The organism is Evtepia sp. (assembly GCF_056797215.1).
Genome location: NZ_JBQILM010000047.1, coordinates 1 through 11,223 on the forward strand (window position 1 = coordinate 1; position 11,223 = coordinate 11,223).

An 11,223-nucleotide genomic window follows, 5' to 3' on the forward strand; every position below is an offset into this window, starting at 1 on the left:
CTGTACGGGGTGAGTGTGGACTACTTGGTCAGCCTTGATGCCCCGAAAACCCTGAATGTATCCACACTGGACGACGAAACCGTTGCCCGCTTAGCTGCATTCATTGAGAAAATATAGGATGGTGGTTCTTATGTTCCTTTATAAAAACGGCCGTTTTTACGCTGGCCCGTTCTCCTTTGCCCTCCCAGAGGGGTTTTATCTGGACAACGAAAGCCCCGACGCCTTTTACAACACCGTGATGTTCTTTTCCCCAGACCACACGTTCCTTGTCCACATGACCATAGAAACGGCCACCATGGATGCCCACGCTGCCGCGGAAAACGACCTGGATGAGTGTGACCCAGAGGAGATTCTCCAAACCGTCACCCCCATCACCCACCCCCTCCCAGGTTACGAAGTGAGCTACCGGAGCGATTACTCCTATGAAAACCGGAACCAATATTATTCCGCCCACTTTGACGGTGGCGACGGGCAGGCGCAGGAGAGCTGCACAGTTTATGTCACCAGCAGTGTCCCCATAGACCAGGTTCTGTCCCACCCCGGCTTTCAAGCGCTTTTCGCGTCCATCCGCTTGGAGCCTCAAGAGGCATGAATCAGACGCAATACAAGAATGGAGGAAATTTATGTTTCTGTATAAAAATGGCCGTCTGCATGTCGGCCCCATCTCCGTTGCTCCCCCAGAGGGCTTTTACCTAGACCCCGACACGCCAGACGCCTACGCCAACGCCTTGATGTTCTATGCACCCGACCACTCCTTTTGTCTCCACATCGCCACAGAGAAAGACCAGCTGGATTCCTACCATGCCCTAACGTCCTTGACAGATGAGTTCAGCAAAGAGCGCATCCTTCGTCCCGTCACCCCCATCAGCCATCCGCTCCCAGGCCATGAGGTGATTTATACAGCCTACAAAGACAAGGAACAAGTCACCTATGAAGCCAACTTCGACTACTATGACAATGGGGAGCATTATAACTTCGTCCTCTACACCACCGGCCGCATCCCCATTGATGAAGTCCTGTCCCATCCTGGTTTCCAGGCGGTGCGTGACTCCATCCGTTTAGACCCTCAGGGGGCATAAAAACACGAAAAAGGGCCAGGGAAGTGATTCCCTGGCCCTTTTGTGGGCGTTTTGGGTTTTTGGACAGGTCACTGCCGCAGTTCCTGGGGCATGGGCAGGCGGTCTAAGGTGATGTAGTCCACGCAGCGCAGCAGGAGCAGGGCGGCCTGGGCCCGGCTGGCCACTGCCGTGGGGGCAAAGTTCCCCTTGGCATCCCCTTGGAGCAGGCCGCTGGCGGAGAGCTCCCCCACCGCCTGGGCGGCCCAGGCCGGGATGGCATCGGCATCCTGGAAGCCGCTGATATCCCCCTTGGACAACAGCACATCACAGTGGAGCAGGTAACGGTAGAAAATCAAAGCCAGCTCCTGGCGGCTCACCGGCTGGTCGGGGTGGAAGCCGCCGTCCTCATAGCCCCGAACCAGGCCCGACTCCCAGGCCCAGAGCACAGGGCCGAAGTAGTAAGCCGTGCCCGGCACGTCCGGGAAGGGCAGCGGGGTGCCGTCTGGAATCTCGGCGGTGGCGCGGTAGAGGATGGTCACAAGCTGGGCCCGGGTTATGGGGGCGTCAGGCTGGAATTGGCACCCCTGGCCCCCCTGCAGATAGCCCGCGGCGGCAGCCCGGTCTATGGCGCTGTAATACCACTGCTGCGGGTGGACGTCGGCGAAGAGGTTTTTCAGCTGGGAATATGTATACTGCACCTGGGCACTGTCCAGGCAGCCGCTGGCGCTGGCCCAGGCGGTGACGGTGGTGCCGGGGGTGAGTTCCATTGGCGCGGTGTAGTCCTGGGCCCCGTCGCTGGTCTGTGCCCCGGCCAGGGTGTAGGAGATGGATGCGCCGGGGGTTTTGCAGTCCAGGGCCACCCGCCCGTCTTGGAGGGAGGCGGTGGGGGCCTGGGTGATGGGCATGGTGAAGTCCTGGGTCACCACCTCACTGCGGCTGCCGTTCATGTTGAACGCCGCCACAGCCCGGAGGCTACAGGGCGGTGACACCAGCAGGGGTTCCCCGTACCGGGCGCTGGCCTGGTTCAGGGGGGAGCCGTCGGTGGAGTAGTAGATTGCAGCCCCCTCCTGGGCGCTGAGGGTAACGCGGAGCTTGTCCCCCGCCGGTTCCACGGTGACGCTGGGGGCCTGGACGGGCCCCAGGTCTGTGCCGTTGGGGGGACAGCTTGTATATTGCACCCCGTTTTCCAGGGCCACCCCCCGGCGGCGGAAGAGCTCTTGGACGGTGACAAACTGGTAGCCCTGGCCTTTCAGCACGTCAATGGCGGCCAGGGTGCCGTCCACCGTGGTGGGGTGGATGTCATGGACCAGGATGATGCCCCCATCCTTGGCCCCGTTGACCACGGCGTTTTTCACGGTGGTGGCGTTGCGGTTTTTCCAGTCCAGGGTATCCACCGACCAGAACGCCAGGGGCGCCCCCACCGCCTGGCGGACGGCGGCGTTGGTGCTGCCATAGGGGGCCCGGACCATGTAAGTGCTGCCTGCGCCGCAGGCCTGGTCCAGCACCGCGTTGGTGTTCTGAATCTGGTTGCGCACCCCCTGGGTGGACAGGCTGGTGAGCTGGCTGTGGTTATAGCTGTGGTTGGCCACCTGGTGGCCCTCCTGGTACACCCGCTTCACCAGGTCCGGGTACCGGGCGGCACTCTGGCCTACCATAAAGAAGGTGGCCTGGGCCCCCCGCGCCTTCAGGCCGTCCAAGAGCCGGGCGGTGTGGGCCCCGGGGCCGTCGTCGTAGGTGATGGCAAGGAGTTTCTCCCCCACCGCATAGGCGGGGACGCAAAACAGGGTGCTCAGCAGGAGGATAGAGAGGAAAAAAGCCAAAATTCGCTTCATAATGTTAGGACCTCCAGAGTTGATTTGCCCTTATCATACCACAGCCGGCAAATTTTGACAACATCCGGGGGGAAAAAGGAACCCTCCAAGCCCCAAGGCCCGGAGGGTTCTTCCATCATTGTTTTTCCAACAAGTCAAGATACTTCTGCCGCTCCCCTTCTGGGACATCCAGAATCACCATAGCCTGGGCAGCAGATACATGGATGTTTTTCATCAGGCTCTGGATGGAGGTTAGGATTCCCTCCGCCATGCCCTCTGCACGGCCCTTGGCCATGCCTTCTGCGCGGCCCTCCGCGCGGCCTTCCGCCATACCTTCGGCACGGCCTCTGGCCAAGCCCTTCCTCAAAACACCTTCGCTCAAGTTACACATAGACGACACCTCCTGATCCAGCTTCTGTGTCATAGGGATGGCATATTCCTCCTGTAAAATCTTCTTTTTCTCCGCCACGCTGGTCTTGTCGGAAAACAGAACATCCAACATCCGAAGGGCGCTCTCGCTGCCCCCCGCCTCTGGGTCCCCCAGGCAGATCATGACGATGGACAGCAGGTCGTAATGGTCTACCGCTTCTTTGGCCGCACCCGCCAAGTGTTCCTCCACCAAACGGTAGCGGTTGATGGTATTTTCCTTCCCCTTGGGTGGATTCATACAGATCCAGATAGAGTAGACTTTTTTGAGCTTCCCATAGTTGGGCCCAGTAAATTCCCGGCCATACTGGGCGGAGACCATCCGGCAACAATAGTATACGCCCCGCATGAGCAGGGGATACCCAGGGTAGTAATCGTTCTGTGCCTCCACGTTGACAATAAGGCTGATATGCTCCCCGGTACCGGGGACGATGGCCCGGAAGCGGATATCATAGGTGACGGTCCCCTCTCGGAGGGATGTATCCTGGGTATCCATGCCGTGGATTACCGTGCCGTCCTCATCTGGCAGCACTGGAACAGAGGCCACCTGGGGTTGCCCCTCGATGTACTTCTCCGCGATCTCCTGAACATTACAGTCCTGATACTCCTCCAAGCAGGATTTCATAATCCACGCCAGGATGGACTTCTCTGACAGTACCCGCTTACAGGCCGCGTCATAGCGGGCGCTAAGCTCTGTGATGTGCAGCCCTTGGGCTGTTGTGGTCTCCCAGTCCATGGGCCTCACCTTCCTTTTCCTCTATTTTATCACACCCCCCCCCGCCGCGTCCACTGTTTTTGTGGCAAACAAAAGCCCCTGGGCTGCCGCATACGGGCTTGAAACGAAGGGGCGGGCTGTGGTATAATTTTCCGGGAAACGCCAAATTTTGGGCCGCCTGGGGCGGTCTCTTTATTTTTTAATTGCCCTGCGCCGTAAGCGCCAAGGAGGAACCCGCTATGCCTGCCGTATTCATCAACTGTGCCGTCATACTCCTGTGCAGCGCCCTAGGCCTGCTGCTGAAGCGCCGTCTGCCAAAGCGGCTGCTGGACGCCCTCATGGAGGCCATGGGCCTGTGTGTGGTGGTCATTGGCATCGCCGGGGCCGTGGCCACGGAGAATATGCTCTGTGTCCTGGTGTGCCTGGTGGTGGGCACCGTCATCGGCACCCTCATCAACATCGAAAAACGCCTGGATAGCCTGGGGGAACTTCTGCGCCGCCGCTTCGACGGCCCCGGGGAGGGGGAGAGCAGCTTTACCCAGGGTTTTGTGGGGGCCTCCCTGGTGTTCTGCGTGGGGGCCATGGCCCTGGTGGGCAGCCTCCAAGCGGGGTTGGAGGGGGACTGGTCCGTCCTCCTGTCCAAGAGCGTTATTGACGGGGTCACCGCCGTGAGCTTCACCGCCGCCCTGGGGGTGGGGGTGCTCTTCTCCGTGCTGCCGGTGCTGCTGTATGAGGGGGGCATTGTGTTGTTGTCCGGGGTGCTGGCAGGGGTGCTCAGTGAGCCAGTGATCGGGGAGATGTCCGCCGTGGGCGGCGTGCTGATCCTGGCTCTGGGGATCAACATGCTTGGCATGGGCAAGCGGCCCATCCCGGCGGGGAATATGCTCCCGGCCATCTTCCTGCCGCCGGTATACCTGGCTTTGCTGGGGAATCTTGCATGAACCCTCCTGAAAATACCACAGAAATGGCGCTGCACTTTCTCTTTTTTTGGCAAAATCAGCGAAGAGTTTCGCCTTGTTCCCAGGGGAAAAATGAAGTATACTGATATTGAATTATTGTTGCAGGTGAATGACATCTGCACGGGTCTTGTGTGCTTTTTGCCGGGCCCAGGACCTAGTCTTTGATTCCTAGTTATTTTTAGGAGGTAACACTATGGCTTTAGTAGAAGTCACCAAGCAGGACCACATTGGTATCATCACCATGAACCGTCCTGAAGCCCTGAACGCCCTGAGCAAGGCGGTCTTTGCCGACCTGAGCACAGCGCTGGATGAGGTGGAGCGCGACGACGACATCTACGTCGTGGTGATCACCGGCGCAGGCCGCGCCTTCATCGCCGGCGCTGACATCGGCGAGATGGCCACCATGAACGTGGAGGAAGGCCTGAACTTCTCCGAGCTGGGCAACAACCTGCTCATGCGGGTGGACATGTTCCCCAAGCCCACCATCGCCGCGGTGAACGGCTTCGCCCTGGGCGGCGGCTGCGAGATGGCCCTGGCCTGCGACATCCGCATCGCCTCTGAGAAGGCCAAGTTCGGCCAGCCGGAAGTGGGCCTGGGCATCATCCCCGGCTTCGGCGGCACCCAGCGTATGGCCCGTATCATCGGCACCGGCGCTGCCATGGAGCTGATTTACACCGCCGACACCATCGGCGCCGAGGAGGCCAAGAGCATCCGCCTGGTGAACCACGTGGTCCCCGCCGAGGAGCTCATGGACTACACCCTGAAGCTGGCTACCCGCATTGCCAACAACGCCCAGGTTGCCATCCGCACATCCAAGATGGCCATCCGCCGGGGCATCGACTGCGACATCTCCACCGCCGTCACCTACGAATCCCTGGCCTTCGCCACCTGCTTCGGCACCGAGGACCAGAAGGACGCCATGAAGGCGTTCGTGGAGAAGCGCAAGCTCAGCGGCTTCAAGAACCGCTAAACAGACAAGCAACACAGAAAGATCATTTAGGAGGAACACTATCATGGCTATCAATAAGATCATGGTGCTGGGCGCCGGCACCATGGGTATGGGCATCGCCCAGGTTTTCGCAGAGGCTGGCAAGACCGTTATCGTCCGCGACATTGCCGACGCTTTCATCCAGCGCGGCGAGAGCGTGCTGAAGAAGAACATGGAGAAGAAGGTCTCCAAGGGCAAGATCAGCGAGGCCGACAAGGACGCCGTCCTGGGCCGCGTGAGCTACACCCTGGAGCTCTCCGCCGCCGCTGACTGCGACCTGGTGGTGGAAGCCGCCATCGAAGTCCTGGACATCAAGAAGGAGATCTTCAAGGAGCTGGACGAGCTGTGCAAGCCCGAGACCATCCTGGCTTCCAACACCTCCTCCATCTCCATCACCGCCATTGCCGCCGCCACCAAGCGCCCCGACAAGGTCCTGGGGATGCACTTCTTCAACCCCGCTCCCGCCATGAAGCTGGTGGAAGTCATCCGGGGTGCCCGTACCAGCAATGAGTGCTTCAAGGCCGTGTACGACTGCGCCGCTGAGATCGGCAAGAGCCCTGTCGAGGTCGGCGAGGCCCCCGGCTTCGTGGTCAACCGCATCCTCTTCCCCATGATCAACGAGGCTATCATCGTCCTGGAGAACGGCATCGCCTCCAAGGAGGATATCGACACCGCCATGATGTACGGCGCAAACCACAAGATGGGCCCCTTGGCCCTGGCCGACCTGGTAGGCCTGGACATCTGCCTGGCCATCATGGAGACCATCTTCACCGAAACCGGCGACTCCAAGTATCGTCCTGCCCTGACCATGAAGAAGATGGTCCGCGCTGGCCTGCTGGGCCAGAAGACCGGCGAAGGTTTTTACAAGTACGACTAATCTCTTAAACTCCTTTCATGAAATGCCCCTAGCGAAAGCCAGCCCCGCGGGAAACCGCGGGGCTGGCTTTTTAGTGCGTCAAAAACGGCTTCGCCTTTTTTGACGCACTAAAAAGCGGCAGCCGTGAGGCTGCCGCTTTTGTTATCCTATGCAGTTAGGTCATGGTGCTGTAAGCCTGCTCCTTGCGCAGCTTGAACTTCTTGGTCTCCTCTTCCAGGAGGTGGACCTGTTCAAAGAGCTCGGAGCTCACCGCTGCGGACTCCTCACTGCTGGCGGAGTTGGTCTGGACCACGGAGGAGATCTGACCGATGCCCTCGGAGACCTGGGCCAGGGATTCCGCCTCCTCGTGGATGGCGGCGGCGATGGCGCCGATGGCGCTGTTGGACTCCACCACCAGCTCCAGGGTCCGCTTCAGGGACTGGGACACCTCGCCCACGATCTTTGTGCCACGCTCTGTGGCCAGGATGGAATTTTCAATGAGGTCCTTGGTTGCCTTGGCGGCCTCGTCAGATTTGGAGGCCAGGCTGCGCACCTCGTCAGCCACCACAGCGAAGCCCTTTCCGGCGCTGCCCGCCCGGGCAGCCTCCACGGCGGCATTCAGGGCCAGGATGTTGGTCTGGAAGGCGATGTCCTCAATGGTAGCAATGATCTTGCCGATCTGCTGGGAGGCCTCGGAGATATCCGTCATGGCAGAGACCATGTTCTCCATCTGCTTGCTGCTCAGATTGACCTGCTCACTGGTGTTCTGGGCATTGCGCTGGGCCCCGCTGGCCAGCTCCACATTCTTTTCAGAACTCTTGGAGAGGTTATCCACTGTGGCGTACAGCTCCTGCACAGCGCTGGCCTGCTGGGTCGCCCCCTGGGCCAGGGCATGGGAACCACTGGAAAGCTGCTCGGCGTTCCCTGCCACCCGGCGCTCGGCCTGGTAGATGTGCCCCAAGGATTCAGACAGGGCGGAGGTGAAGCGGTTCAAGGATGCCTCAATGGACTGGAAGTCGCCGATGTAGCGAACGCTGGTGCCCACATCGAAGTTGCCCCGGGAGAGCTCTTCCATCACCCGGTTGATGTCGTCTACATACTCGTGGATACGGCCCATGGATTGCTCCAAGGTCTTGGCCAGCTGCCCCAGCTCGTTCTTGGATTTGTAGTTGAGGCGCAGGGTCAAGTCGCCTTGCTGGAGGGGCTTGGTGCGCTCGGTGATGCGCAGCAGAGGGCGGATCACTGCGCGCATCACATACACCACCAGGCTAATCAGGGAAATCAGGTTCAGGGCCAGGCAGATGCAGGTGAGCACGTGCATGATGTTGATGGTCTTCTGCATGGCCTCAGCGGCATCGTTGCTGAGCTGTGTGCCGCACTCCACCACCTGGTCCAGCAAGCCCACCAGGGTGGTCAGGTTCCCCTGGATGGTCTCCTGATAGTAGGCCTGGGCCTGGGCCGGGTCGGTGGCCAGGAGGGACAGCGCGGTGCTGGCGGATTCATGGAGCTGTCTATGGAGGGGTTCGATTTCAGCCCGGAGCTGTTCCAGGGTGGTGTTCTCCATACCCAGTTCACTGTAGAGCCATTTGCCTAGGACACAGCCGGTGTGGTCCATACTGCCAGTGAACTCTGTACCAGCGTAGAGGGCATTGCTCAGGTTCGCGGCCCATTTATAGTGGGCGGTCTCGGCTGCTTGGGCATGGTCCAACACATTGCGGGCCTGGCCGCTGGCATCTTGGGTATCTTGGATCCGGATGATATTCACCGTCGTCACAACGCTGAACAGGAGCACACCGATGATGGCACAGGCAACCCGGATCCCAATGGATCTTTTGATACTGGTTCCCATGGGAAACCCTCCTTACGATGAAATATATGTTTGCGGGAAAGGGGGGGACGAAGCGGCGTTACGGCACGCCCCTGGACAGACAAATGACCGCTGGGGCAGCCCCGAACGGTCAATCAATCCAGGCGGCTTGAAACGGCTCCGTCATCTTTTTTTCATTATAGCGGGGGAGCGGCAGCTTGTCAAGAAAAGAGTTTTGGAAGATGGGCGCAGGCCGAACCAGCCCCCGCCCAGTGTTCCAAAGGGTGTTATGCCGCCTCCCCGCTTGCCATCACCGCGTCGGCGCTGCGCAGGGCTTTTTTCAGATAGACGGCGCTCATCACCAGTGCCACCACCTCCGAGATGGGGAAGGCAAGCCACACCAGGGTCAGGTTCCCCGTCTGGGACAGCAGCCAGGCCACGGGGAGCAGCACCACCAGCTGGCGGCACACGGAGACCACCAGGCTGTGCATGGGGTTTCCGATGGCCTGGCACACGGCGGCGGCGGGGATGTTGTGCCCCGCCATGATAAAGGACAGGCCGATGAGGCGCAGGGCAGGGATCCCGATGGACAACATCTCCGGGGAGGCTTCAAAGAGCTGCAGGAGCTGGCCGGGGAATACCTCGAACACCAGGGTCCCCACAGCCATGATGGACATGGCCGTGGCCACGGAGAGTTTTACGGTCTTATGGACCCGCTCCGGCTTCTTTGCCCCATAATTATAGGCTATGATGGGCACCATGCCGTTGTTCAAGCCGAACACAGGCATGAAGATGAAGCTTTGGAGCTTGAAATAGGCCCCGAACACCGCGGCAGCGGTGGTGGTGAAGGCCACCAGGATGCCGTTGACGGCAAAGACCATCACGGAACCGATGCACTGCATGACGATGGAGGGGAAGCCGATGTGGAAGATGCCCCGCACCGTGGGGCCGTGCCAACGGATCTGGCGCAGGCGCACGTGGATCTCCGGGTTATACTTCAGGTTCAGCGCCAGGCCCACCAGGGCGGCGCAGCACTGGCCCACCACGGTGGCCACCGCCGCCCCCATGACCTCTAGCCGGGGCAGGCCGAAGAGGCCGAAGATGAGGATGGGGTCCAGAATGATGTTGATGATGGCCCCCACCAGCTGCATGGCCATGGAGAGCTTGGTGCGCCCGGTGGATTGCAGCAGGCGTTCAAAGGTGATCTGGCAGAACAGGCCCAGGGAGGCCCCCAGGCACACCATGCCGTACATTGCGCCGTAATCCACAATCTCTGCTACGTCGGTCTGAAGCTGGAAGAACAGCCGGGAGCCGGGGATGCCGATGGCGGCGAAGAGCACAAAGGAGCACAGGGCCAGGAAGAGGCCCACGTTGCCGGTGCGGTCCGCCTCCTCCTGTTCCCTCGCCCCCAGGGCCCGGGAGAGCAGGGCGTTCATGCCCACGGAGGTGCCCACCCCCACGGCAATCATCAGGTTTTGCAGGGGGAAGGCCAGGGACACAGCGGTGAGGGCGTTTTCGCTGAGCCGGGAGACGAAGATGCTGTCCACAATATTGTAAAGGGCCTGGACCAGCATGGAGATCATAATGGGGACGGCCATGTTGGCCAGGAGCTTGCCTTCGGAGAGAACGCCCATCTTGTTCTCCCCGGGCTTCAGGGGTGTGTTGGGCATAGGGGGGAGCCTTCCTTTCTTTTGTTTTTTATGGTGTCGAAATGTTGAATTTTTAGTATATTCTGGACGTTGGGAAAAGTCAAGAGGGATTTTGGGCAAAGAAAAAAACCGCCTGAGAATCAGACGGTTCTTGTCCTTTGCTCACTGGGGCAGCTTGTTGAGCCGCAGGGTGAGCTTGCTCTTGCGGTTGGCCGCGGTGTTCTTGTGCATCAACCCACGGGCAGCAGCCTGATCCACAGCCTTGACGGCCTCCAAGTATCTCTGATCGGCCTCGACGCGGTTGCCTTCACTGACGGCGGCGTCAAAGTACTTCAGCTTGGTCTTGAGAGCGGACTTTGCGGCTTTGTTGCGCGCAGCCTTTGCCTGATTGACCAGAACACGCTTCTTTGCAGACTTGATATTCGGCAAACCAAACACCTCCTCCGATACCTTAAAATAAAATATAAAGTCCTGTGCGAGAATGTATTTTAACACAGACTTCCTTGAAATGCAAGCGTTTTTCGGGAAAAAACAAAACTTTTGCATACTTCCCCTTCCTCCGGCAAAGGCTAGTAGCAGCAAATGAAACGCCTACCAGATATAGGGGCTCTACCTTATATATAATGGAGGCGGTGGGAGGGAAGGCATGAATTTTGACCGAAAGATCGACCTGGCCTTGGAGGCCAGGGAACTGGCCCAGGGGGGCGGGGCGGCCCGTCTGCCCGGGGTGCGGGCGGAGGAGGACACGCTGTTTGGCCTGCCCCTGACCCAGGTGGAAATCCTGGACCAGCAGGGGGCCCAGGCCCTGGGGCGGCCGGTGGGGCGCTATCTCACCTTGGACCTGCCCCAGCTGCCCCGGCAGCGAGAGGAGGTCCTGGGGGCGGCCCGGGCGGTGGCGGCCATGTTGGAGCGGCTGCCCAGCCTGCCCAAAACGGGGCCGGTGCTGGTGGCGGG

General features: G+C 60.1%; 10 protein-coding genes and 1 pseudogene. 6 read left to right on the forward strand and 5 right to left on the reverse strand.

The annotated features are described in order from the left end of the window. Nucleotides 1-130 precede the first annotated feature (130 nt). On the forward strand, nucleotides 131-592 hold the full coding sequence (locus tag ACTOZL_RS09445) for a hypothetical protein (RefSeq protein WP_482478112.1): 462 nt from the start codon (nucleotides 131-133) through the stop codon (nucleotides 590-592). A 31-nt stretch (nucleotides 593-623) separates the two neighbouring features. Further along, complete coding sequence (locus tag ACTOZL_RS09450) at nucleotides 624-1,079, forward strand: hypothetical protein (protein WP_482478113.1); 456 nt, start codon at nucleotides 624-626, stop codon at nucleotides 1,077-1,079. A 68-nt stretch (nucleotides 1,080-1,147) separates the two neighbouring features. On the opposite strand, the gene ACTOZL_RS09455 is transcribed toward ACTOZL_RS09450, so the two are convergent. After that, the gene (locus ACTOZL_RS09455) at nucleotides 1,148-2,890 is read right to left on the reverse strand and encodes a polysaccharide deacetylase family protein (RefSeq protein ID WP_482478114.1); all 1,743 of its coding nucleotides are present in this window, start codon (nucleotides 2,888-2,890) and stop codon (nucleotides 1,148-1,150) included. 115 nt (nucleotides 2,891-3,005) lie between these two features. Next, a complete protein-coding gene (locus tag ACTOZL_RS09460; RefSeq protein WP_482478115.1) occupies nucleotides 3,006-4,031 on the reverse strand; it encodes an RpnC/YadD family protein in 1,026 nt (341 codons plus the stop codon). A 218-nt stretch (nucleotides 4,032-4,249) separates the two neighbouring features. Here ACTOZL_RS09460 and ACTOZL_RS09465 point away from each other — a divergent pair, with 218 nt between their 5' ends. The 3 genes from ACTOZL_RS09465 to ACTOZL_RS09475 all read left to right on the forward strand — a co-directional run bounded on the left by ACTOZL_RS09465 (nucleotide 4,250) and on the right by ACTOZL_RS09475 (nucleotide 6,834). Beyond that, nucleotides 4,250-4,951, forward strand: a complete 702-nt coding sequence (locus ACTOZL_RS09465) for a DUF554 domain-containing protein (RefSeq protein WP_482478116.1) — start codon at nucleotides 4,250-4,252, stop codon at nucleotides 4,949-4,951. 211 nt (nucleotides 4,952-5,162) lie between these two features. Next, a complete protein-coding gene (locus ACTOZL_RS09470; protein ID WP_482478117.1) occupies nucleotides 5,163-5,939 on the forward strand; it encodes an enoyl-CoA hydratase-related protein in 777 nt (258 codons plus the stop codon). A 43-nt stretch (nucleotides 5,940-5,982) separates the two neighbouring features. Next, nucleotides 5,983-6,834 carry a 3-hydroxybutyryl-CoA dehydrogenase gene (locus ACTOZL_RS09475; RefSeq protein ID WP_482478118.1) on the forward strand — a complete coding sequence of 284 codons (852 nt, stop codon included), beginning with the start codon at nucleotides 5,983-5,985 and terminating at the stop codon, nucleotides 6,832-6,834. A 154-nt stretch (nucleotides 6,835-6,988) separates the two neighbouring features. On the opposite strand, the gene ACTOZL_RS09480 is transcribed toward ACTOZL_RS09475, so the two are convergent. The 3 genes from ACTOZL_RS09480 to rpsT all read right to left on the reverse strand — a co-directional run bounded on the left by ACTOZL_RS09480 (nucleotide 6,989) and on the right by rpsT (nucleotide 10,698). Further along, nucleotides 6,989-8,662, reverse strand: a complete 1,674-nt coding sequence (locus tag ACTOZL_RS09480; protein WP_482478119.1) for a methyl-accepting chemotaxis protein — start codon at nucleotides 8,660-8,662, stop codon at nucleotides 6,989-6,991. A 245-nt stretch (nucleotides 8,663-8,907) separates the two neighbouring features. Beyond that, nucleotides 8,908-10,290 (reverse strand): MATE family efflux transporter, encoded by a 1,383-nt coding sequence (locus tag ACTOZL_RS09485; RefSeq protein ID WP_482478121.1) that lies wholly within the window; start codon nucleotides 10,288-10,290, stop codon nucleotides 8,908-8,910. A 141-nt stretch (nucleotides 10,291-10,431) separates the two neighbouring features. Further along, nucleotides 10,432-10,698 carry a 30S ribosomal protein S20 gene (rpsT, locus tag ACTOZL_RS09490; protein WP_482478122.1) on the reverse strand — a complete coding sequence of 89 codons (267 nt, stop codon included), beginning with the start codon at nucleotides 10,696-10,698 and terminating at the stop codon, nucleotides 10,432-10,434. Between the two features lie 217 nt (nucleotides 10,699-10,915). Here rpsT and ACTOZL_RS09495 point away from each other — a divergent pair. Next, nucleotides 10,916-11,223 (forward strand): annotated as a pseudogene (locus tag ACTOZL_RS09495) (GPR endopeptidase); the annotation flags it as partial.